Source organism: Arthrobacter globiformis, from assembly GCF_030818015.1.
GTDB lineage: Bacteria > Actinomycetota > Actinomycetes > Actinomycetales > Micrococcaceae > Arthrobacter > Arthrobacter globiformis_C.
Genome location: NZ_JAUSZX010000001.1, coordinates 1,141,460 through 1,162,954, shown reverse-complemented (window position 1 = coordinate 1,162,954; position 21,495 = coordinate 1,141,460). Strand labels below are relative to the sequence as shown.

The 21,495-nt window shown below is 66.8% G+C and carries 20 protein-coding genes and 1 riboswitch; of the genes, 9 read left to right on the top strand and 11 right to left on the bottom strand.

The features are described from left to right. Window positions 1–10: 10 nt before the first annotated feature. Window positions 11–252, bottom strand: a riboswitch (cyclic di-AMP (ydaO/yuaA leader). Between the two features lie 149 nt (window positions 253–401). After that, window positions 402–1,097: a metal-dependent transcriptional regulator gene (locus QFZ23_RS05435; RefSeq protein ID WP_306921092.1), complete on the bottom strand. Its 696-nt coding sequence runs from the start codon at window positions 1,095–1,097 to the stop codon at window positions 402–404. Between the two features lie 348 nt (window positions 1,098–1,445). Between QFZ23_RS05435 and serC the strand changes: the two genes are divergently transcribed. Further along, the gene (gene serC, locus QFZ23_RS05430) at window positions 1,446–2,576 is read left to right on the top strand and encodes a phosphoserine transaminase (RefSeq protein WP_306921091.1); all 1,131 of its coding nucleotides are present in this window, start codon (window positions 1,446–1,448) and stop codon (window positions 2,574–2,576) included. A gap of 214 nt (window positions 2,577–2,790) precedes the next feature. On the opposite strand, the gene QFZ23_RS05425 is transcribed toward serC, so the two are convergent. Both QFZ23_RS05425 and QFZ23_RS05420 read right to left on the bottom strand, forming a co-directional pair. Further along, entirely contained in the window at window positions 2,791–3,408 is a 618-nt protein-coding gene (locus QFZ23_RS05425) for a DUF3027 domain-containing protein (RefSeq protein ID WP_306921089.1), read from the bottom strand. 8 nt (window positions 3,409–3,416) lie between these two features. Next, window positions 3,417–3,800: a cold-shock protein gene (locus tag QFZ23_RS05420; protein ID WP_003804678.1), complete on the bottom strand. Its 384-nt coding sequence runs from the start codon at window positions 3,798–3,800 to the stop codon at window positions 3,417–3,419. A 184-nt stretch (window positions 3,801–3,984) separates the two neighbouring features. Here QFZ23_RS05420 and QFZ23_RS05415 point away from each other — a divergent pair, with 184 nt between their 5' ends. The 6 genes from QFZ23_RS05415 to QFZ23_RS05390 all read left to right on the top strand — a co-directional run bounded on the left by QFZ23_RS05415 (window position 3,985) and on the right by QFZ23_RS05390 (window position 11,176). Beyond that, entirely contained in the window at window positions 3,985–4,218 is a 234-nt protein-coding gene (locus QFZ23_RS05415; protein WP_306921088.1) for a hypothetical protein, read from the top strand. Window positions 4,219–4,228: 10 nt separating this feature from the next. After that, entirely contained in the window at window positions 4,229–6,721 is a 2,493-nt protein-coding gene (locus QFZ23_RS05410; protein ID WP_306921086.1) for a helicase-associated domain-containing protein, read from the top strand. A 13-nt stretch (window positions 6,722–6,734) separates the two neighbouring features. Beyond that, entirely contained in the window at window positions 6,735–8,378 is a 1,644-nt protein-coding gene (locus QFZ23_RS05405) for a DNA repair helicase XPB (RefSeq protein ID WP_306921084.1), read from the top strand. A 61-nt stretch (window positions 8,379–8,439) separates the two neighbouring features. Continuing rightward, window positions 8,440–9,153 carry a response regulator transcription factor gene (locus tag QFZ23_RS05400; protein WP_043419482.1) on the top strand — a complete coding sequence of 238 codons (714 nt, stop codon included), beginning with the start codon at window positions 8,440–8,442 and terminating at the stop codon, window positions 9,151–9,153. A 74-nt stretch (window positions 9,154–9,227) separates the two neighbouring features. Further along, window positions 9,228–10,760 carry a sensor histidine kinase gene (locus QFZ23_RS05395; RefSeq protein ID WP_306926675.1) on the top strand — a complete coding sequence of 511 codons (1,533 nt, stop codon included), beginning with the start codon at window positions 9,228–9,230 and terminating at the stop codon, window positions 10,758–10,760. Window positions 10,761–10,888: 128 nt separating this feature from the next. Then, entirely contained in the window at window positions 10,889–11,176 is a 288-nt protein-coding gene (locus tag QFZ23_RS05390) for a WXG100 family type VII secretion target (protein WP_111902971.1), read from the top strand. 16 nt (window positions 11,177–11,192) lie between these two features. Here the strand turns inward: QFZ23_RS05390 and QFZ23_RS05385 are convergent, their stop codons facing one another. The 6 genes from QFZ23_RS05385 to QFZ23_RS05360 all read right to left on the bottom strand — a co-directional run bounded on the left by QFZ23_RS05385 (window position 11,193) and on the right by QFZ23_RS05360 (window position 17,000). Continuing rightward, window positions 11,193–12,266 carry a ribonuclease HI family protein gene (locus tag QFZ23_RS05385; protein ID WP_306921078.1) on the bottom strand — a complete coding sequence of 358 codons (1,074 nt, stop codon included), beginning with the start codon at window positions 12,264–12,266 and terminating at the stop codon, window positions 11,193–11,195. 117 nt (window positions 12,267–12,383) lie between these two features. After that, complete coding sequence (gene groL, locus QFZ23_RS05380; protein ID WP_003804695.1) at window positions 12,384–14,012, bottom strand: chaperonin GroEL; 1,629 nt, start codon at window positions 14,010–14,012, stop codon at window positions 12,384–12,386. A gap of 289 nt (window positions 14,013–14,301) precedes the next feature. Then, entirely contained in the window at window positions 14,302–15,588 is a 1,287-nt protein-coding gene (locus QFZ23_RS05375) for an ABC transporter substrate-binding protein (protein ID WP_306921075.1), read from the bottom strand. After that, window positions 15,588–15,791 carry a cold-shock protein gene (locus QFZ23_RS05370; protein WP_306921073.1) on the bottom strand — a complete coding sequence of 68 codons (204 nt, stop codon included), beginning with the start codon at window positions 15,789–15,791 and terminating at the stop codon, window positions 15,588–15,590. The genes QFZ23_RS05375 and QFZ23_RS05370 overlap by 1 nt, the downstream gene beginning before the upstream one ends. Window positions 15,792–15,949: 158 nt before the next feature. Then, the gene (locus QFZ23_RS05365; RefSeq protein ID WP_306921071.1) at window positions 15,950–16,588 is read right to left on the bottom strand and encodes a LytR C-terminal domain-containing protein; all 639 of its coding nucleotides are present in this window, start codon (window positions 16,586–16,588) and stop codon (window positions 15,950–15,952) included. Between the two features lie 49 nt (window positions 16,589–16,637). Beyond that, window positions 16,638–17,000 carry a DUF3263 domain-containing protein gene (locus tag QFZ23_RS05360; RefSeq protein ID WP_373427848.1) on the bottom strand — a complete coding sequence of 121 codons (363 nt, stop codon included), beginning with the start codon at window positions 16,998–17,000 and terminating at the stop codon, window positions 16,638–16,640. A 139-nt stretch (window positions 17,001–17,139) separates the two neighbouring features. On the opposite strand from QFZ23_RS05360, the gene QFZ23_RS05355 reads away from it, so the two are divergent. Together QFZ23_RS05355 and QFZ23_RS05350 are read left to right on the top strand one after the other, a co-directional pair. Beyond that, a complete protein-coding gene (locus tag QFZ23_RS05355; protein ID WP_306921069.1) occupies window positions 17,140–17,934 on the top strand; it encodes a uracil-DNA glycosylase in 795 nt (264 codons plus the stop codon). 10 nt (window positions 17,935–17,944) lie between these two features. Beyond that, window positions 17,945–18,784, top strand: coding sequence for a siderophore-interacting protein (locus QFZ23_RS05350; protein ID WP_306921067.1), 840 nt, complete (start codon window positions 17,945–17,947; stop codon window positions 18,782–18,784). 22 nt (window positions 18,785–18,806) lie between these two features. Here the strand turns inward: QFZ23_RS05350 and QFZ23_RS05345 are convergent, their stop codons facing one another. Further along, a complete protein-coding gene (locus QFZ23_RS05345; RefSeq protein WP_306921065.1) occupies window positions 18,807–20,303 on the bottom strand; it encodes a threonine/serine ThrE exporter family protein in 1,497 nt (498 codons plus the stop codon). A 102-nt stretch (window positions 20,304–20,405) separates the two neighbouring features. Beyond that, the gene (locus QFZ23_RS05340) at window positions 20,406–21,479 is read right to left on the bottom strand and encodes a lipid II:glycine glycyltransferase FemX (protein ID WP_306921062.1); all 1,074 of its coding nucleotides are present in this window, start codon (window positions 21,477–21,479) and stop codon (window positions 20,406–20,408) included. Between the last annotated feature and the right edge of the window lie 16 nt (window positions 21,480–21,495).

Genomic DNA, 21,495 nt, shown 5'->3' with positions numbered 1-21,495 from the left:
GACAAGTACTGTTTCCTCTCTGGATAGCCTGCGAAGTTAGCTGTCGGATTCGGGTCAGAGAGTTCGGACCCGGTCCGCCGTAACAAGCCATTCCGGCACAGGGGTATCCCGGGAGGATTCCTTCTGCGGAAAAGACTTGCTGCTGCGGACTTCACCCCAAGGCTGTAGAAACAGCCGCTTGTGGTTCCCCCGCCCCTGCCAGTGGGTGACTCGTACTGCTGATCTGCTGGCAGGGTTCGGCTCCAGATCAGGTAACGCTTTGGTATCGGCGTTGCCGTTTAACTATAGGCGATTAAAGGGCGCAGTAATAATTCCGTTATATTCACTGTGCAGAAGTGGTAGGTCATCCTGCCTGCAGATGTCAGACAGGAAGCGGCGTCCGCCCCGCGGCCGTTTGGAAGCTAGCCGACGCGCACGAACACGTGCGCAGCAACTTCCGGCGGCAGCTCAAGGGCACCTTCGAAACCGGGCACACGGACAGAGATGTACTCCCCCACGCGTTCCAGCGAGACGGCGGCGCCGGGCCGGATCCCGCCTTCATCCAGCTGGAGCAGCAGCTCCGGCTCCACCTGGATGGGTTCTGCTAGGCGGCTGACGGTGACCTTGGATTCCGGGCCGTAGCCGGTCATGGCGTCGAGCAGGTTCACCACGCCGTCAGAGAAGGGGCGGGCAGGCTGCCCGCCCAGTGCTGCCAGGCCGGGGATCGGGTTGCCGTACGGCGACTCGGTGGGGTAGTCGAGCAATTCGTAAATCCTGCGCTCCACCCGTTCACTCATGACGTGCTCCCACCGGCAGGCCTCGTCATGCACGTAGGCCCAGTCGAGGCCGATGACGTCGGCGAGGAGGCGTTCGGCGAGGCGGTGCTTGCGCATCACTTCGGTGGCGCGTTTCCGGCCCACTTCGGTCAGTTCAAGGTGGCGGTCACCGGAGACGACGACGAGGCCGTCGCGTTCCATCCTGCCGATGGTCTGTGAAACGGTGGGGCCCGAGTGGCGGAGTCGTTCGGCAATGCGTGCCCGAAGCGCCACGATGTTCTCTTCCTCCAGCTCCAGAATGGTGCGAAGGTACATTTCCGTGGTGTCGATCAGATCCGTCATTCAGCTCAGCTCCTCGAGCACAGTATTTGTGTCCGTCCCACCGTACCGCGGGCCCGCCGCACCGGGTTCCGGCAAGCTGCAGCGGCGGTCGGATATCCGACGGCGGCGCAGCACCGGCGCTCTGCCCGTACGTTCAGTGCCAGCTTAGCCTATTTTGAATTAGTCCGGATAATCTGCAGCATGGAGACGGCGGGCACCGTCTCAATGACTGGACTATGACGGGGGCATGTTCCTGCGGTATCCGCGCTTCGGGCAGAATAAGGAGGGTCTTCGTGGCGGTCAAGGTTGCCTGCCGGCCATCGCCCCGACCAGCCGAACCGCACTTCCAAGCCGAAAATTGGAGCCACTGTGAGCGACACCAGCATCACTATTCCCGCAAACCTCCTGCCCAAGGACGGACGGTTCGGCGCCGGTCCTTCCAAGGTCAGGCCGGAGCAGATCGAGGCACTCTCAGCAGCCGCCACGACGCTCCTTGGTACGTCCCACCGCCAGGCCCCGGTGAAGAACCTCGTGGGCTCCGTCCGCGAAGGCCTCAGCACCTTCTTCCGTGCCCCCGAAGGCTACGAGGTGGTCCTGGGCGTCGGCGGTTCCACCGCGTTCTGGGACGTCGCCAGCTTCGGCCTGGTGGAAGAGAAGGCACAGCACCTGTCCTTCGGTGAATTCGGGTCCAAGTTTGCCGCGGCCACCGACAAGGCGCCGTTCCTTGCGGAATCCTCCATCATCAAGTCCGAGCCCGGCACCTGCCCCGTCGCCAGGGCCGAGGCGGGCGTTGACGTTTACGCCTGGCCGCAGAACGAGACCTCAACGGGTGTTGCCGCGCCTGTCCAGCGGGTGAACGGCGCCGACGAGGGCGCGCTGGTGCTGGTGGACGCAACCTCGGCTGCCGGCGGCCTTGACGTCGACGTGGCCCAGACGGATGTCTACTACTTCGCACCGCAGAAGAACTTCGCCTCCGACGGCGGGCTGTGGCTGGGCCTCTTTTCCCCGGCAGCGCTGGAGCGGGCCGAGCGCGTCAAGGCCAGCGGGCGCTGGATTCCGGACTTCCTGGACCTGAAGACCGCGATCGACAACTCCAGGCTGAACCAGACGTACAACACCCCGTCGCTGTCCACGCTCGTCACGCTGGATGCCCAGGTGCAGTGGTTGAACGCCAACGGTGGCCTGGACTTCGCCGCCGGACGCACGGCCGACTCGGCCGGACGCATCTACAAGTGGGCGGAAGCCTCCGAATTCGCCACGCCGTTCGTTGCCAATGCCGCCGAGCGCTCCAACGTCATCGCCACCATCGACTTCGATGACTCGATCGATGCCGCCGCCATTGCCAAGGTGCTTCGCGCGAACGGCATCGTGGACACCGAGCCCTACCGGAAGCTGGGACGCAACCAGCTGCGCATCGCCACCTTCGTGGCCATCGAGCCGTCAGATGTCTCTGCCCTGCTCGAGTGCATCGACTACGTGGTGGGCGAGCTGAAGAAGTAGCCAGGCTCAATCACTGGTGACGCCAAAGCGTCGGTGTTCGACGGCGTCGTCCGGGCTTGTGTCCCGGCCGGCGCCGTCGGCCGTTCCGGCCCCCCTGGCCGTGACGGGATTTGTCAGGCATAAGCCAGTGGCGTCGGGCCCCATGGGGCCCGACGCCACTGGGGTGTCAGCACTGTCAAAGTCAGCGGTCATTGAGGTGACCCCGACGGCGTGATCAGTCTTTCGCCGGGCGGTCAGTTCCAGTCTGGCCGTCGGTTCCGGTCTGGGCGCTGGTTCGAGCCTCACCATCCGTAGCCGCATCGGCACCCGGTTCTGATTCGTCACCGGACCCTGTTTCGTCACCGGACTCAGTTTCGGCGTCGGCGGCAGTCTCGCCCGGAGCTCCGTCCGCAGCCACGCCTTCAGCCGGTGCTTCCTCCCGGGCGTCTTCCGCGTCCTGCTCCCGGGCGTCCTCAGGGCGCACGCGCTCGGCCCACGGCACCCACTCCGGGGCGAGGATCGAGTCTTCGGACGGGAGCAGGCCAAGCTCGTTGACCGTAATCACCTTGGAGCGGGAGTTCCGGGTCAGGACGGCATACCACTGCCAGCCGATGTACCCCGGCAGCCGTGATTCGAAAAGGTGCGTCACCACGCGGTCGCCCTCGGTACGGGCTGCCAGGTGGTCCCCGATTTCGGAAGCCTTTGCAATGCCTTCGATGGCGGCCCGGGCGGTGTCCACGGCAGCGGCCAGCACGGCGTCGGGTTTCCCCGTCCGCCACACCGGGATACCGGCGCGCCGCCTGGGTGCCTTGGGTTCCACCTTGGATTCAGCCTGTTCAGGTTCCGGGTTCATCGGGAGGCCTAGGCGTCCAGCTCGTCGGCAACCTTACGCAGGGCAGCGGCAATGGCCTTGCCCTTGTTGCCATCCGGGTACTTGCCGGACGACAGCGTGCCGGACAGGTTGTCCAGAACCGTCACCAGGTCCTGCACCAGCGGGGCAAGATCCCTGGCGCTGGGGCGCTTGGCCTTTGCGATGGACGGCGTCTTTTCGAGGACGCGCAGGCCCAGGGCCTGGGCGCCCTTGCGTCCGTCCGCGACGCCGAACTCAACCCGGGTGCCGGCCTTCAGTTCCGAAACTCCGGCGGGCAGCGCGGACTTGGGGAGGAATACTTCCTGCCCGTCCTCGCCCGCGAGGAATCCGAAGCCTTTGTCCTTGTCGTACCACTTGACCTTGCCGGTAGGCACCTAATCAACCTTCTTCGTTCTGACGTTTCTGGGACATGGCCGGCCGTCACCGCATCCGCACTGATGTGCGGGTTCAGGGTATGACAGCCTGGTCCATGTTGGTCTGCTCCTTCAAGGTTATCCTGACTGGCACGCTAATCCCGCTTTGAGGCGCGGCCGCGGCGCTGCTGTTAGCGTTACGTCCATGACATCCGCGCGTATCCGGCGGCCACTGATGGCCACCGCAGTGCTCCTTGCAGTTTTGTCCCTCGCAGCCGTCGGGGCGGTCATGGCGCTGGCCGCTGCGGGCCACGCCGCACCGCAGTGGGTCACGTCGACGGCGCTTTACGGCCTTCCGGCGGCCTTCCTGCTGATGCTCGTGCTGGTGGCCGACGGCGTTGCCGCCCGCCGCCGGGCAGGAAGCCCCGGCGGGCGGTAACGTTGGACTGATGTCCCTCATTCGAGCGCTCAGCAAGGAACTGGAGGCACGCAGCGACGAGTCACTGCGGGCTTTGTTCGCTGCGCGGCCGGACCTGATCTCCCCCGGCGTTCCCGACTTCCCCGCACTGGCCGCCCGCGCCAGCGCGCGGGTGAGTGTGCAGCGGGCCCTGGAACGCCTGAACCGCCCGCAAATGCAGGTCCTGGAGACGCTGCACCTGTGCACCAACACAGACACCGGGCACAGCGCATCGGCCGCGGTGCTGAAAAAGACCATCGCCGGCTCCACCGTGGCGGCCATCGAGCAGCTCCTGCAATCGCTGCATGACCTGGCCCTCGTGCAGCGGGCGGAGCCGCCGCACGGAGCGGGACCTGGCGCCCAGCGGCAGCGCTTCTACCTTCCGGTGAGCAGCCTGAAGGACGTCGTCGGGATCTATCCGGCCGGGCTGGGGCGCAGCTACACCGAGCTGGTCAGGCTCCAGCCGGCCTTCGCCCAGCGCGTTGTCCAGCTTGTCGCGGAGCTGCACCGCAGCGGCGCCGCCGTGCAGGCTGCCACCACTCCTATGGAGGCAGCGCTGGCGCTGCAGCACTGGACATCTTCCCCCGAGGAACTGCACGCGCTCCTCGCCAGCGCTCCGGAACGGACGACTGCACTGCTGGCACGGTTCAGCAACTGGGCCATGGGCGCCGTCCCCCAGGCCCAGCGGAAGGCGTCCGTCACAACTGAAGGTCACGACGTCGGGCCCGTCGACTGGCTGCTGGCCCGGGGCCTGCTGGTGCCGCTGGACGCCGCCCATGTGGAACTGCCGCACAGCGTGGGAATCTCCCTGCGCGGCGGCGCCATCATCGACAACTTCTCCCTGACTCCCCCGGCGCCGACGCTCGGCGTCACTACCGCGGCGCTCCGCCGCAACGCCGCGCTCGGCGCCATCGCCGAGACCCTGCGCCTCACCGGCGAACTGCTGCATGCCGTCAGGGACCAGCCCCTGGCCACCCTGCGGAGCGGCGGTGTGGGCATCCGCGAGATGCGGAGGCTCGCCGAGACGCTCCGCGTGGACCACCACACCACCGCCGTGCTGCTGGAGCTCAGCGCCCTGGCCGGCCTGATCCGGCTGGACGTGGACAGCTCGTGCTGGGTGCAGCCGCCCCAGCTGGAATGGCTCGGGCTGCCGCGGCAGGAACAGTGGCTGTGGCTCGTCAACGCCTGGCTGGCCAGCGAGCGGGCCCCATCACTCGTGGGCCAGCCCATCAACGGCCAGCCCGCCGGACCGGCGAACCACCGGGCGGCCCCGGCGGCCACCGTCAACGCCCTCTCTGCCGAGGCGCAGCGGTCCGACGCACCCGTCATCCGCAAGCGGATCCTGGAGATACTGCGGGAACTGACGCTCGAGGCGGAGATGCCGGACGGGGCTGCGCCGGTGCTCAATGCGGAGGCTGTGCTGCAGCGTGCCGAGTGGTCCCAGCCCCGCATGGCGCGGCGGTTCAGTTCCCTGATCAGCGGCGTCCTTGCCGAGGCGGAGCTGCTGGGGCTGATCGGGTCCGGCGCCCTCAGCCAGCTGGGTGCCGCCATCGCCGCGGACGCGCCAGACGACGCCATGAACCTCCTCGGCGAACACCTGCCTGCTGCCCTCAACCACGTGCTCCTGCAGGCCGACCTGACCGCGGTCGCGCCCGGCTATCTGGCCCCCGACCTGGCAGAGCAGCTTCAGGGGATGGCCGACGCCGAAGGGCAGGGCCCGGCCACGACGTACCGGTTCTCCGTCGAGTCCATCCGGCGCGCACTGGACTCGGGCCAGGACGCAACAGCCATCCTCGATTTCCTCCGCCGGCACTCCGCCACCGCCGTGCCGCAACCGCTGCAGTACCTCGTGGAGGACACGGCCGCCAGGCACGGCAAGCTGCGGGTCGGGGCGGCCGCCAGCTTCATCCAGAGTGACGACGAGGCCGCACTCAGTGAGCTCTGCCGGGAAGCTGCGGCCTCGTCCCTGGGCCTGGTCCGGATCGCCCCCACCGTCCTGGTCTCCATGGCCTCTCCCCGGCAGACGGCCCTCGTGCTGCGCGGGCTGGGGCTGTCACCCGCCGTTGAAGATGCCGGACCCGCCGTCGTCCGCCTCAACCGCACCGCGCCCCTTACGGGCACCGCGCGGCCCGTCTACAGCGCGCCGCGCTCCGCCCTTCCCGACGCCGACGTCACCGCCCAGCTCGCCGTTCTCCGCAGCCAGGCGGCCGCCGGCTCCGGCCCCAACGGCTCCCGCCCGGCTGCCGCCGGCGGCGAGGAGGCAACCCAGCTGGGACTGGAGACCCTGCACAAAGCCATCCGGCTCAGGCAGAAAGTCGTGATGAACGTCGTGGACAGCCTGGGGAATGCGAAACTGGAAACGGTTGTTCCGGTATCCGTCGCGGGTGGACGCGTCCGTGTCTTCGACCCCGCGAAGGACACGGAGCGGGTGCTTTCCATCCACCGGATCATCGACATCGAGGCAGCAGAGGAAATGCAGCAGTGAAGGTTCTACCTGCGTGAATGACGGACCGCTGATTGTCCAGAGCGACAAAACCATCCTCCTCGAAGTGGACCACGAGCAGGCGACGGAGGCCCGGCACGCCATCGCGGCCTTCGCCGAACTGGAGCGCGCGCCAGAGCACATGCACAGCTACCGGCTCACGCCGCTGGGGCTTTGGAACGCCCGGGCAGCAGGGCTCGACGCCGAGAAGGTGCTGGACACGCTGCTCACCTATTCCCGGTTCCCCGTGCCGCATTCCCTGCTGATCGACATCGAAGAAACAATGTCCCGGTACGGCCGGTTGCGGCTGGAGAAAGACCCCCAGCACGGGCTGGTCATGCGCACCAGCGACTATCCGGTGCTGGAGGAGGTCAGCAGGGCCAAGAAGATCCAGCCGCTGCTGGGCCCACGCATCGACGCTGAGACCGTGGTGGTCCATTCCTCCCAGCGCGGCCAGCTGAAGCAGCTGCTGCTGAAGATCGGCTGGCCGGCTGAGGATCTGGCCGGATACGTCGACGGCACGCCGCACCTCATCATGCTCAACGAATCCGGCTGGACCCTGCGGCCATACCAGCGGCTGGCCACGGAAAACTTCTGGGCTGGCGGCAGCGGCGTCGTCGTACTCCCCTGCGGCGCCGGAAAGACGCTCGTGGGCGCCGCGGCGATGGCCACCAGCTCCACCACAACTCTAATCCTCGTCACGAACACGGTCTCGGCACGGCAGTGGAAGGACGAGCTGCTCCGGCGGACCTCGCTGACCGAGGACGAGATCGGCGAGTATTCGGGCGCTGTCAAGGAGGTCCGCCCGGTGACGATCGCAACCTACCAGGTCCTCACCACCAAGCGCGGCGGCCTGTACCCGCACCTGGAGCTCGTCGACGGCCACGACTGGGGCCTGATCATCTATGACGAGGTCCATCTGTTGCCCGCACCGATCTTCCGGATGACCGCCGATCTGCAGGCCCGGCGACGGCTGGGCCTCACGGCGACCCTGGTGCGTGAAGACGGCCGGGAAGGGGAGGTCTTCAGCCTCATCGGCCCCAAGCGCTATGACGCGCCGTGGAAGGACATCGAGGCCCAGGGATACATCGCCCCCGCGGACTGCGTGGAGGTCCGCGTGGACCTGCCCAAGGACGAGCGCGTGGCCTACGCCATGGCCGAGGACGCGGACAAGTACCGGCTGTGCGCCACGTCCGAGACCAAGACCCTCGTCGCCGAACAGCTGGTGGAGCACCACCGGGGCGAGCAGGTCCTCGTAATCGGGCAGTACATCGACCAGCTCGACGAACTCGGCGAGCGGCTGGACGCTCCGGTCATCAAGGGCGAAACCTCGGTCAAAGCCCGCCAGAAGCTCTTTGACGCCTTCCGCGCCGGGGAGATCCAGACCCTCGTGGTGTCCAAGGTGGCGAACTTTTCCATCGACCTGCCCGAAGCCTCCGTGGCCATCCAGGTCTCCGGGTCCTTCGGCTCCCGCCAGGAGGAGGCCCAGCGGCTCGGCCGGCTGCTGCGGCCCAAGCAGGACGGCCGGGCGGCACGCTTCTACTCCCTCGTTGCCCGCGACACCCTGGACCAGGATTTCGCGGCCAAGCGCCAGCGCTTCCTGGCCGAGCAGGGCTATGCCTACCGCATCATGGACGCCAAGGACGTCGAGTCCTGCTGACCCAAGCAACACACAACATACATCCAGAAAACTCCCAGATTCTGGGAGCATCATGGGAGATATGAAAAAGAACAGCGCCGAAGCGAAGCTCCTCGTGGTTGATGACGAACCGAACATCCGCGAGCTGCTTTCCACGTCCTTGCGCTTCGCCGGCTTTGAAGTGGTGTCCGCGGGGAACGGGCGGGAGGCGCTGGCTGCTGTCGAGGCACACGCCCCCGACCTCGCGGTGCTGGACGTCATGCTTCCGGACATGGACGGCTTCACCGTCACCCGCCGGCTGCGCGCCGCCGGCAAGCATTTCCCCGTCCTCTTCCTGACCGCCAAGGATGACACGGAGGACAAGGTCACCGGGCTGACAGTGGGCGGGGACGACTATGTCACCAAGCCCTTCAGCCTGGATGAGGTGGTGGCCCGCATCCGCGCCGTGCTCCGCAGGACGCAGCCGATGCTGGAGGATGACGAGGCCGTCATCCGGGTGGACGATCTGGAGCTCGACGACGACGCCCACGAAGTGCGCCGCGGCGGCAAGGTGATCGAGCTGTCCCCCACCGAATTCAAGCTGCTCCGCTACCTGATGCTCAATCCGAACCGGGTCCTGTCCAAGGCACAGATCCTGGACCACGTCTGGGAATACGACTTCAACGGTGACGCCTCCATCGTCGAGTCCTACATTTCCTACCTGCGGCGCAAAGTGGACATCGATCCCGACGCCCCGGCCCTCATCCAGACCAAGCGCGGCGTCGGCTACGTGCTGCGGACAGCAGAAAAGCGCTGACCTTGCTGGAGCGATGGAGGTCCGCGCTGGAGCGCTGGAAGTCCGCCACCCTCCGGTCGCAGCTGGTGGCCATCATGATGGCGCTCCTGCTGGTGGCGCTGGCCGTGACCGGGGCGGTTGCGCTGACGCTGCTGCGCGGCTACCTCGAGGGCCAGGTGGACGACAAGCTGCGGGCCGCCGTCGCTGCCGCCCAGTCGCAGCGCTCCATCTCCCCCATTGCCAACCCGGCAGTGCCCACGGACTACACGGTGACGCTCTACTATCCGGGAACGCAGCGGGACCCCATCGACGAGAAGCTGGCCCGCCCCGACATTGCGTCGATCACCGTTGACGAGGCCCGCGAGCGTGATTTCCGCCCTTACCAGGTGCGGGGCACCGACGGCAAGAACTGGCGCGTGGTGGCTGTTCCCGTTGTTGTTGGCAGTGAACAGCAGCGGGCGGTGGTGGTCATCGGGCTGCCGCTGTCCACGGTGGATGAGGTACTGCGCCACATCAGCCTGGTCGGGGTGGGTGTCGGGGTACTGACGCTCATCCTCGCCTTCTTCATCGCCAACTGGACCGTGACCAGGTCCTTCCGCCCGCTGGCCAGGGTGGAGAAGACCGCCGCCGCCATTGCCGCGGGCGACCTGTCGCGCCGCGTCGACGTGGAGAACCCCTCCACGGAAGTGGGCCGCCTCGGCAGGTCGCTGAACGCCATGCTCGCCCACATTGAGGCGGCCTTCGCGGCCCGGATGGCCTCCGAGGACCGGATGCGCCGGTTTGCCGCGGACGCGTCCCATGAGCTGCGCACCCCGCTCGTGACGATCAGGGGCTACTCGGAGCTTTACCGGCACGGCGCGCTGCAGTCGCCGGAGGATGTGGCCAGCGCCATGGGCCGGATCGAGAGTGAGGCCAAGCGGATGGGCTCCATGGTGGAGGACCTGCTGCTGCTGGCACGGCTTGACGAGCAGCGGCCGCTGCAGCGCAAGCCCATCGACCTGCAGCTGCTCGCCCATGACGCCGTGGTGGACACACAGGCCAGCGAACGGAAGCGCACCATCAGCCTGACCGGCCTGCACAACGGCAGCGCCGAACCGGCGCCGGTGCTAGGCGACGAGGCGAAGCTCCGCCAGGTCATTGGCAACCTGGTGGGCAACGCACTGCGCTACACGCCCGAGGGAACTCCCATCGAACTCGCCGTGGGCGTCCGGCGGGCCGACGACGGTTCCGCCCAGTCCGTCCTCGAGGTCCGGGACCACGGCCCCGGGATCTCCGACACGGAGGCGCCCAGGGTCTTCGAGCGCTTCTACCGGGCCGACACGTCACGCACCCGGGAGACGGGCGGCAGCGGGCTGGGACTGGCGATTGTGGCTGCCATTGTCGGCTCGCATGGCGGCTCCGTCCAGGTGGAGGGTACCGACGGCGGAGGCGCAACCCTCGTCGTCAGCCTCCCCCTCCGGGAAGACTCCCCCGAGGCGGACAGTCCGGAGGCGTATGGCCCGGAGGTGGACAGCATCGGGACGTTCTCGGACAGCGTCGACGGGAACAGCGTCGACGGGAACAGCGTTGCCGGGGACAGTGCTGCCCACGGGAACCGGGCAGCTGGCGGGAACCGGTTATCCACATAGCGAAAACCGGCTATGGCACCGCCCGCCGGCGGGTTCCTAGGCTCGACGTAGCGGACCGGAACGGCCGATCCGCCAGCCACAGCGACTGCCCTGCCGGGGCAGTCCCTCAAGTTGTCGAGAGGCCCGCCATGAGCATCATTTCCGTCGATACCGACCTACTGCAGGTGAAATCAGCCAACGTCAAGGCGACCGTTGACCGGATCAGCGCCGACGTCCAGGCGATGAAGCACGGCCTGGACGAACTGCAGGCCACGTGGCGAGGCTCGGCTGCCACCAACTTCCAGGCCCTCGTTGCCGAGTGGACACTGACGCAGGGCAAGGTGGAGGCCTCCCTCGCCTCCATCAACCTCGCCCTGTCGTCGGCCGCGGACACCTACGCGCAGGCGGAGCAGGGCAACGCGCAGCGCTTCAGCTGACACGGCCGGCGGCGGCTCAGGCCTCGGGTGTGCCCTGGTGGAACCGCAGGCGCCACTGTTCGCCGTCCAGGACCCACAGGGAGCTCCGCAGGGCTGAGCCGGCACGGGAGTAGCTGCGGTAGGTCAGCAGGACCGTGTCCGTGCCGATCCGGTCGGCGCTGAGAACGTCCAGGTCGACATGACCGGACGGGCTCTCCTCGAGGGACATCATCATCGCGTCACGGGTCCAGAGGCGCCCCGCGGTACCGATTTCCGTGAAGTCCGGGTGCAGGAGCTGGCCCGTCCGGCCGATGTCGCTGCGGACATCCGGGCGGAGGAGCTCACGTTCTAGGGCCTCGACAATCTCTTCGGGCGTGGCGCCCACAGGGGGTTCCGCAAACGCCTCGTCACCGAGTTCGCCGGCGCCCAGTTCGCTGAAGAGGTCAGGCTCGTCTCCGAAGAGAGCGGGGGTCCCGGACTCGAAGCGGTCCTGCTTGGCGGCTTCGCTGCGGACCGGGGTCCCGGCCGCGCCCCGGGCCGCTGATTCAGCCGCGCCCCGGGCCGGTGGTTCAGGTTCAAACAGCGAAGGGATACCGCCCTCGCCACGGCCCTCCTTGACGGCCCGTCGGGCTGCTGCCGGTTCGGCGTCGGGGAATCCGGGTCCTGAGCGGGCGGCAACGCCCTGCTGGTAGGCGAGTGCCACGGCCCTGGCGCGCTCGTCGGCGGCCTCGTTCAGCTCGTGCCCGGCGTGGCCCTTGACCCATTCGAACCTGTACTTCCGCCCGGCGAGCTCCCGGTCGATGTCCTTGAGGATGTCCATGTTCAGCACGGGCTTGCCGTCCGCCTTGCGCCACCCTTTGCGCTTCCATCCGGGCATCCACTTTGTCACAGAGTTGATCACGTACTGGCTGTCGCAGAGGATGTGCAGGTCCTCGTCGGGGAGGTGCGCGGTGGAGCGGAAGAGGTCCAGGACGGCCATGAGCTCACCCTGGTTGTTGGTGCCGTGCGGCCAGCCGCCGGCCCGCCAGCAGTCGTCGTTCACGTACCAGGCCCACCCTGCGGGACCCGGGTTTCCCAATGCCGAACCGTCGGCTGCTGCAGTAATCGTCACCGAACCATCCTGCCAGACTGGACAGACAAAAAATGCGCAGACAAAAGCGCAGACAGAAAAGTGCGGCCCCCTCGGTGGAGGGGGCCGCACTTTTTAGACGCTGGGAGCAGCGGGAGGCTAGAAGCCGCCCATGCCGCCCATCTCGTCGCCGCCGCCGACGGCCGGGGCGTTCTTCTCCGGCTTGTCGGCCACAACGGCCTCGGTGGTGAGGAACAGGCCGGCAATGGATGCCGCGTTCTGCAGGGCAGAGCGGGTCACCTTGACGGGGTCGTTGACCCCGGCGGCCAGCAGGTCGACGTATTCGCCGGTTGCAGCGTTCAGGCCGTGGCCGGCAGGCAGGCCGCGGACCTTGTCGACCACAACGCCGGGCTCGAGGCCGGCGTTGAAGGCGATCTGCTTCAGCGGGGCGTCGATGGCAACGCGGACGATGTTCGCACCGGTTGCTTCGTCGCCGGTCAGGTTCAAGTTGGCGAATGCCTTGGCGCCGGCCTGGATCAGGGCCACGCCACCACCGGCAACGATGCCCTCTTCGACGGCAGCCTTTGCGTTGCGGACAGCGTCCTCAATGCGGTGCTTGCGCTCCTTGAGCTCAACTTCCGTGGCGGCACCGGCCTTGATGACTGCAACGCCGCCGGCCAGCTTGGCCAGGCGCTCCTGCAGCTTCTCGCGGTCGTAGTCGGAATCGGAGTTTTCGATCTCGGCGCGGATCTGGGAAACGCGTCCGGCGATCTGGTCGGCGTCGCCTGCACCTTCGACGATGGTGGTCTCGTCCTTGGTCACGACAACCTTGCGTGCCTTGCCCAGGAGCTCGAGGCCGGCGGTCTCAAGCTTGAGGCCCACTTCCTCGGCGATGACCTGGCCGCCGGTGAGGATGGCGATGTCAGCAAGCTGTGCCTTGCGGCGGTCACCGAAGCCCGGAGCCTTGACGGCGACGGACTTGAATGTGCCGCGGATCTTGTTGACGATCAGGGTGGCCAGGGCCTCGCCCTCGATGTCTTCGGCGATGATCAGCAGCGGCTTGTTGGACTGCATGACCTTCTCGAGGACAGCAACCAGTTCCTTGACGTTGGAGATCTTGGAGTTGACGATCAGGATGTACGGGTCTTCGAGGACCGTTTCCTGGCGCTCGGTGTCCGTGACGAAGTACGCGGAGATGTAGCCCTTGTCGAAGCGCATGCCTTCGGTGAGCTCCAGCTCGAGGCCGAAGGTGTTGGACTCCTCGACCGTGATGACGCCTTCCTTGCCCACCTTGTCCAGGGCTTCGGCGATCAGGGCGCCGATTTCGTCGTCACCGGCGGAGATGGAAGCCGTGGCTGCGATCTCTTCCTTGGTTTCGATTTCCTTGGCGGAGTTCAGCAGTTCAGCGGTGACGGCCTCAACGGCCTTCTCGATGCCGCGCTTGAGGGACAGCGGGTCAGCGCCGGCCGCGACGTTGCGCAGGCCTTCCTTGACCAGTGCCTGGGCCAGGACGGTGGCCGTGGTGGTGCCGTCACCAGCGACGTCATCCGTCTTCTTGGCAACTTCCTTGACCAGCTCGGCGCCGATCTTCTCGTAGGGGTCGTCCAGCTCGATCTCCTTGGCGATGGAAACACCATCGTTGGTGATCGTGGGGGCGCCCCACTTCTTTTCGAGGACGACGTTGCGGCCACGCGGGCCGAGGGTGACCTTGACGGCGTCGGCGAGGATGTTCAGGCCCCGCTCAAGACCGCGGCGTGCCTCTTCATCAAATGCAATGATCTTGGCCATAACGGCAGTAGTCCTTTCGGGACAGTCGTTAAGAAGGAACCTCGCTGCGGTGCCCGCGACGGACGATCCATTCCGCAGGCCTCTGTACGCCTGACAGTCCGGATCTCACCCCAACCAGGTGTTTCTTTCGCTCCTTGTGTCGCTGCCGGGGTGGTGCCGGTGTGAACCGGACGACCCTTTAGCAGTCGGCACGCTGGAGTGCTAATCAATAATTAGCACTCCCCCGGGGAGAGTGCAAGCAGATGTGCTTGTTTTTCCCGCAACCGGGCGGAGTATTCGCTGCCAGCGATCAGCCGGCAGACCTGCCGGCTGCCTCGCTGCCCGTGAGCTTGGCCTTGTTGTCGGCTCCGTAGGTGAACACCATATACTTCGCGGCAGTCACGTCTCCGTTCGCATCGAAGCGGACAGGTCCTGACTCGCCGTCGTAGTCAATGGCCTTTCCGTCCCGGATGGCGGCAAGGCAGTCCTTGTACGTCGAGCAGACGGCCGGCTCGCCGGACAGCGAGGCGGACGGTGAGGCGGACGCCCGACTGCCGGAAGAGCCGCCGGAGACGGAGATGAGCGTACCGGCGATGGAGGCACCGGCGTCGTCCTCTGCCGCAGCGGCGGCCAGGGCCGCGAGGTTCACGGCATCATAGGTTTCGGCCGCGAACGTTGTGTCCTTGAGTCCCGCATCGACGGCCACGAGTTCAGCCTGGAAGTGCGCCGAGGGGAAGACCCCGGGCACCAGGGCGCGTGTTCCCTCCAGCGACTTTGATCCGAGGTCGGACCCGTACTGCCTGAAGGCGCCGTCGCCCAGGATGAGTTTGTTGCCCGGCAGTCCGGCGTTGGTGAGCTCGGCGATGGCGCCCTGCGCACCGTCCCGGGCAATGACGACGACGGCGTCCGGCGCCACGTCGCGGGCGGCGGCCGCGGACTTCTGTGCCTCGCCCGCCTTGAAGCCGGAGACGGTGACCGGATCCAGCCCGCCGGCCTTGGCGGAAGCGGACACTGCTGCAGACACGGCCTGGCCGTAGCTGCCGTCCTCGTAGACCACCGCGAGGCTCTTGGCACCGGCGTCCTTGGCGAGTTTCACCAAGACAGGAGCCTGTGCGATGTCCGCCGCGGCCGTCCGGAAGTAGTAGCCGCCGCTCTTGTAGCTGCTGAGTTCCGGAGCCGTGTTGGCGGGAGAGATGAGCGTGATCCTGGCTTTGGACAGCACGTCGATGGCGGCCGGCGCACGGCTGGAATCGGTGGGACCAATCACGACGTCCGCCTTGGCATCGACGAGTTTCCGGGCCTGCGCGCCGGTGTCGCCCTCGGTTGTCTCAGGCAGCAGCTCGACGGGCCGGCCCTTGTGCCCGCCTGCCGCGTTGATCTCCTGGACGGCGAGCTTGGCGGCGGCCAGTTGGGCGGCGTTCAGGAAGGCCTGGGGTCCGGTGTTGTCGAGGATCAGCCCGATCCGCAGGGTCCCGTCGCCACTGGCTTCCACCGGAGCCGTCCGGGCGTTGTCCCCGGACCCTGAGCAGGCACCCACCGTCAGCACGACGGCGGCGCCCCAGACAGCAGAACCCCGGAGACCTGTGCGGCGTGCCACTAGACGGGCCGGACATTTTCTGCCTGCGGACCCTTTTCGCCTTCGCCCACTTCCAGCTCCACGCGCTGGCCCTCATCCAGTGCCCGGTACCCGTCGGTCTGGATGGCCGACCAGTGCACAAAGACGTCGTCGCCCGAATCGTCAACGGTGATGAAGCCGTAGCCCTTTTCCGCGTTGAACCATTTCACGGTTCCCAATGCCATGATCCCCACACTTTCAGGTTGCTCCCGTAAGGCCCACGTCGGTGTGTGCCGTGAATTACGCCTTGAAGCCTGCCATCACTCTATCCAGTCAAGCCCTTTCAGACGCAGGCCAGCGGCCGGCAGCGACGGCAATAGTTATTCAGGCGTAACCGGAATGGCTACTCGTAGCCGGGGCCCAGCACCACCACAACGGGCGTCGGGAAGTCCGCACTCTCCACCAGCGTGGGGATGTTCAGCAATGCACTGAGCGCCTCGGCGTTGGCCCTGTGGGCAGCGTCCGAGTAGAAGATCACCGACTGCTGCTGGGGTGCACCCTGCCAGTTGGCCACCTCACCGAGCACCCAGCCGTCGGACTTGACTGTGGCACCCACACGTCCGGCCAGTCCGGAAGTCAGCGTGCCATTGAAAATGGCAACCGGCTGCGACTTGTCCACCGCCGCAGGGGCAATGGTTTCCGAGGTGGCGGGCTCCAGCGCGGAGGGCGAAGCCGTTTCGGAGGCGGACGCCGAGGCCGAGGCGGTGGCGCTGGGCGTCGCACGCGCAGACGTCGTCGCCGTTGAGCTGGGCGACACCGTGGAAGTGCCGGCCGCAGCGGCAGGCTGCGGCGCGATGGCGGGCTGGAAACCCAGCTGCGGCAGCAGGAGGAAAGCAACCAGGCCGACGGCCAGCGCGCCGATTCCCACGGAAAGGATGGGCCACAACTTCGGGCGCGACGGCGCAGAGACATCGCGGTGTACGCCCTGCCGGGAGGAGACCTCAGGCACCCTGTCAAATTCGTCCCGAGCAAAATTAGTCATGGTAAACAGGCGTCCTTGTTGGTTTTCGCCGGCAGTCCGGCACTAGCAGTTACGCGTCAGATCCAAGGCGGCGAGCAGTGCGGGCCCGCTGACGTGACGTACGTAGTCTACGCAATCTCTTCACGAGCATGGGGTCGTGGGCCAGCGCGTGCTCTGTATCAATGAGGGCATTAAGGATCTGGTAGTAGTGCGTCGCGGACAAATCAAAGAGCTCGCGGATGGCCTGTTCCTTGGCACCGGCGTACTTCCACCATTGCCGTTCCAGGGCGAGAATCTGCTGCTCCCGCTCGCTCAGTGGCGAGTCCCTGAGCCTGAAGTCGTCCAGCAGCGAGCCGCTCCGCAGCCCGTGCTCCAGCGCTGAGTCCTGCCCTGGATCCTGCTCCGCGAGGTGGTCCTGCAACGGCTCGGCCACTGCGCTCTCCTTAGCTGAATCCGGTCAAAGTACCTCCCCTATGTTACGGAGGAATAACAGCCTTGTCATTTGCGGCGCGGCGGCACCGGCCTCCGCGCCCCGGAGGCTGGCACCGGGCTTCCGGCATCATTGCGGGAGAATGGACACCGTGACGGAACCTGAACCACTCTTCGACCTCGAGCCCACAATGGCGGCTGGCCCGGACTTTGCGGAGCTGGCCGGGCTGCCCCTCGGCGAGCTGATGGCACCTGACTGGGCGGACGCGCTGGCGGGAGTGGAGGCCGAGTTGCGGTCCGTACTGTCCTTCCTCGCCAGCGAGGAGGCGGCCGGGCAGCGTGTGCTGCCGTCGGCGTCGAACGTCCTCCGGGCTTTCCGGCAGCCGTTGAACGGGGTACGGGTCCTGATCGTGGGCCAGGATCCGTACCCCACACCCGGACATGCCGTGGGGCTCGCCTTTTCCGTGGACTCCGGCACCCGCCCCATCCCGCGCAGCCTGGCCAACATCTACAAGGAGCTTGAAGCGGACCTGGGCCTGCCGCCGCGGATCCACGGCGACCTGGGCGCCTGGGCGGACCAGGGCGTATTGCTGCTGAACCGGGTGCTGAGCGTGCGTGAGGGCGCTGCGGGATCCCACCGGGGCAAGGGCTGGGAAACGGTCACGACGGCCGCTGTTGCCGCCGTCGTTGGCCGCCGTACAGCGGAGGGAACCACAGCGCCGCTCGTCGCCCTACTCTGGGGGAAGGACGCCGAGAGCGTCCGCCCCCTGCTGGGCGGCACACCCGTGGTGGCCAGCGCCCACCCCAGCCCGCTCTCCGCCTCGCGGGGCTTCTTCGGCTCCAGGCCGTTCAGCCGGGCCAACGACCTGCTGAAAGAGCAGGGCGCCGGGCCTGTGGACTGGGAACTCCCCGCCGTCCCGCTAAGGTACTTAGGCTAGGCTTACCTCCATGACTTCCCTTCCGGCCCCCACAACCGCCACGAAAAAATCCCGCCCGCAGGTCACCCTGACTGTCCTTCGCCGGGAGCAGCTTTCCGCGCACATGGTGCGGATCGTCGCCGGCGGCCCGGGGTTCGCTGATTACGTCAACAACGACTTCGTGGACCGGTACGTCAAGATCGTCTTTCCGCAGCCCGGGGTGGACTACCCCCAGCCCCTGGACCTTTGGGCCGTCCGGGAAACGATGCCCCGGGAGCAGTGGCCGCACACCCGGACATACACGGTCCGCTGGGTGGATACGGCCGCCGGCGAACTGGCCATTGATTTCGTGGTCCACGGAGACGAAGGCCTGGCCGGTCCCTGGGCTGCCGCGGCCGAACCGGGCGACAGCCTCATCTTCACCGGCCCCGGGGGCGGCTACAACCCCGATCCGGCCGCGGACTGGTACCTGCTGGCCTGCGACGAGGCAGCACTGCCGGCAGTTGCCGCCGTCATCGAATCCCTTCCCGCGCAGGCCCGCGGCCTGGCCTTCATCGAAGTGGGCACGGAGGCTGACGTCCAGGCGCTTGCTGTCCCTGCCGGGCTTGAGCTGGTCTGGCTGCAGCGCGGCGACGTTCCCGCGGGTGAGAGCAGCCAGCTGGTGGAAGCAGTGCGCAACGCCGCCTGGCCCGACGGCCGCGTGAACGTTTTTGTGCACGGCGAGCGGGGCTACATGAAGGGCCTGCGGGACGTGCTGTTCCGCGAGCGCGGCCTGGACCGCAGCCAGGTTTCGCTGTCCGGCTACTGGGCCAAGGGCCGCGTCGAGGACGTGTTCCAGGCCGAGAAGAAGCTGCCGATAGGCAAAATCTAACCCGGAAAGATCCAGCAGGGCCCTAGCGGCGGCGGGACCGCCGCCGCTCATTGCTGGCGAGGCTCCGCGTGAGCGGCCGTGCCAGCGTGTCACCAAGCACAATGCCGCCGGCAACGCCAAACACGATCGCCCCGGCGCTGAGCATCCCGCCCGCCCCGAGCAGGATCTCGGACTCCTCGATGGTCAGGACGTACATCGACCGGAAAATGGTGAGCCCGGGCAGGAGAATCAGACCGGCCGGCACGGCGACCACAAGCTGCGGGGCGCCCATCTTCAACGCCACCACGCGGGCCAGCAGGCCGATCACCACAGCGGCGAGTGCCGGCGAAAACCGCGGGCCAATGCCGATCGCCTCGCCGCCGATGAGGGCCAGGTGCCCCACCACACCGACGGCCGCCGTCGGAAGCAGCAGCTTCCAGTCCGTCTGTTCCGTAATGCCGATCGCCACGACCGCGATGGCCACCAGGATCACCTGCACCCACAGCGGGTAAGCAGGCGGGAAGGATTCCGTGACGTTGATGGGCTCCATGCCGATCCTGTCCCCCACCACAAACGCGACAGCGATGCCAGCGACAACGGCCCCGAAGGTCAGCAGGGTGGACAGGAATCTGCCCGCAGCCGTGACTGGGAAGCCGTTGATGGCATCCTGGACCGAGGACACGAGCCGCCCTGTGGGAAGCAGCAGCAGGATGCCGCCCACCACCACAATGGCGGGGGCCAGCCGGATCCCCACAGGGCTGCCGAACCTCCACATCAGCAGCGCGATGACCGTCACCACAAACGAGCAGGCCGCCGTGATGAAGAAGTCAGGCGTCCGCCAGCGGCCCAGCTTCCGGGCCACCAGGCTGATGAGCAGGTTGGAGGCGAACGCGACGGCCGAGGCGCCGGGACCGCCGCCGATGACGGCCACGAACACGGCCGCGAACACCGCGAACGCCACCGTCACCATCCAGCGCGGGAACGGCTTGGGGCGGCGGAGGATCTCGTCGAGCCGGCGGACGGCCTCGTCCCGGCCGACACCGCCGGCCACGATATCTGTGACCAGTTGGTGGACCTGGGCAAGCCCCGCATAGTTATTCGTCCAGGAACGGACCACCCGCAGGAGGGCGATGGGCGTCTGGTCCTTGGCTGCGTAATTGATGCCCACGGACTGGTTGGTGATGTCCACCTCGATGTTTTTCAGCCCCAGCGCAGCCGTCACGGCAATGATGCTTGTTTCCACCTCCAGGGCGCCGGCACCGTACCGGAACATGGACTCGGCAAGATGCAGCGCAAAGTCCATCGTCTTGCGGGCGGACTCATCGATCCCGCCCACCTGGATCATGGGATTGGCGTAGGGGCTCCCGGCGAGCCTGTCCACGATGCTCAGTGGTGCCGTCGGCGGATTTTCCCCCTGGACCAGGCGGCGCAGCATGCGCTTGGCCGCCGCGTTCTGGTGCAGCTGCGAGGCGGTGAGCGGCTCCGTCTTGGGCAGCCCGTCCGTGGGCTGCCGGTTGGCGCCGCGGGGTTCTTTGGTCATCGGGGCTCCCTCCGTTCAGTGCCTTAGCCGTTCAGTGCCTTAGCCGTTCAGTGCCTTAGCCGTTCAGTGCCTTAGCCGTTCAGTGCCTTAGCCGTTCATGCCTCAGTAAAACTGCTGCCCGGTGCGGCGCGTATACAGCTGCCGGGCGACGCGTTCGCCGGCAGCAATCCACGCCTTGTACTTCAGCGGGCTGATGACCTGGTCATAGCAGCCAACGAAATCCGTGACCGTCTTGCTGAAGCTGGTCTTGAAAAGCCCCAGTCCGTGGAAGGGGTTCGACGTGTCCTTGAGCTTGTCGCTGGGCGGCGTCCCGCAGAAGTCGTATTCGGTGCAGCCCAGCTCCTTGAGCTGGTTGATGGCGGTCCACTGCACCAGGTGCGAATCGCCGTACTGATTGCGCTTCTGCAGGGAGCCGCCGTCCTTGTACGTGCCCTTGCGGCCGTAGTTGATCACGAAGGCACCCACCGAGGGAACGCCGTTTTCGTACACAAACATAAGCCTGCCCTGGCCGCGCTTGATGAAGTTCGTCCAGAACTGGCGGTAGTACTCGTATTCGCGGACGCGGACCTGCGACTTCGCCTGGACGGTGTCGGTCATCAGGGCGTACATGGCCTTGAAGTTTTCCTCGCTGGGGTCCACGTTGTGCACTTCGACGCCCTCGCGGATGGCGCGGCGGACGGCGTTGCGTCCACGTGAGTGGAGGTTGCGCAACAGCTGATTCTCCTCGGGGGAAATATCCAGCAGTGCTGTGGAGTCGTTGGGCTGCAGGTTGTGCGTCTTGACCAGCCCAGCCCCTTCGATGACCCCGCGGGCGGCGTCGCTGAGGATGATGTCCGGCTCGATCTTGATGGCGAAGACGCCCAGCCGGGCGCGCTTGACGAACTCTGCATTCGCCGCGGCAATGCCCGGGATGTCCTCGACGCCGGCCACATCCGGTCCCTTGATGAGGTACCAGAGCTTGCCGAGCAGCGGGAAGCTCTTTTCCAGCACCAGGTTGTAGCTCGTGTAGTCGGCTGTTTCGTAGACGAGGTGCAGGGTCTTCCAGCCGAAGTGCTGCTTGACCTCGGCGAAGGCTTCCGACTGCAGCAGGTTTCCGCCGTTCGGATTCGCGGTGACGTGGGAGTCCCAGTTGGCAACCTCTTCGGAGGTGGCAAAGCGGGCAGTGAATTCTCGCAAGTGTGCCGTGTCCAAT

What these genes read in the sequence shown, in the direction of transcription:
- QFZ23_RS05435 (WP_306921092.1), bottom strand. Translation starts at nt 1,097, where the DNA reads ATGACGGATCTGATCGACACCACGGAAATGTACCTTCGCACCATTCTG.
- QFZ23_RS05425 (WP_306921089.1), bottom strand. Translation starts at nt 3,408, where the DNA reads ATGAACCCGGAACCTGAACAGGCTGAATCCAAGGTGGAACCCAAGGCA.
- QFZ23_RS05415 (WP_306921088.1), top strand. Translation starts at nt 3,985, where the DNA reads ATGACATCCGCGCGTATCCGGCGGCCACTGATGGCCACCGCAGTGCTC.
- QFZ23_RS05410 (WP_306921086.1), top strand. Translation starts at nt 4,229, where the DNA reads ATGTCCCTCATTCGAGCGCTCAGCAAGGAACTGGAGGCACGCAGCGAC.
- QFZ23_RS05400 (WP_043419482.1), top strand. Translation starts at nt 8,440, where the DNA reads ATGAAAAAGAACAGCGCCGAAGCGAAGCTCCTCGTGGTTGATGACGAA.
- QFZ23_RS05395 (WP_306926675.1), top strand. Translation starts at nt 9,228, where the DNA reads ATGATGGCGCTCCTGCTGGTGGCGCTGGCCGTGACCGGGGCGGTTGCG.
- QFZ23_RS05390 (WP_111902971.1), top strand. Translation starts at nt 10,889, where the DNA reads ATGAGCATCATTTCCGTCGATACCGACCTACTGCAGGTGAAATCAGCC.
- groL (WP_003804695.1), bottom strand. Translation starts at nt 14,012, where the DNA reads ATGGCCAAGATCATTGCATTTGATGAAGAGGCACGCCGCGGTCTTGAG.
- QFZ23_RS05370 (WP_306921073.1), bottom strand. Translation starts at nt 15,791, where the DNA reads ATGGCATTGGGAACCGTGAAATGGTTCAACGCGGAAAAGGGCTACGGC.
- QFZ23_RS05365 (WP_306921071.1), bottom strand. Translation starts at nt 16,588, where the DNA reads ATGACTAATTTTGCTCGGGACGAATTTGACAGGGTGCCTGAGGTCTCC.
- QFZ23_RS05355 (WP_306921069.1), top strand. Translation starts at nt 17,140, where the DNA reads ATGGACACCGTGACGGAACCTGAACCACTCTTCGACCTCGAGCCCACA.
- QFZ23_RS05350 (WP_306921067.1), top strand. Translation starts at nt 17,945, where the DNA reads ATGACTTCCCTTCCGGCCCCCACAACCGCCACGAAAAAATCCCGCCCG.
- QFZ23_RS05345 (WP_306921065.1), bottom strand. Translation starts at nt 20,303, where the DNA reads ATGACCAAAGAACCCCGCGGCGCCAACCGGCAGCCCACGGACGGGCTG.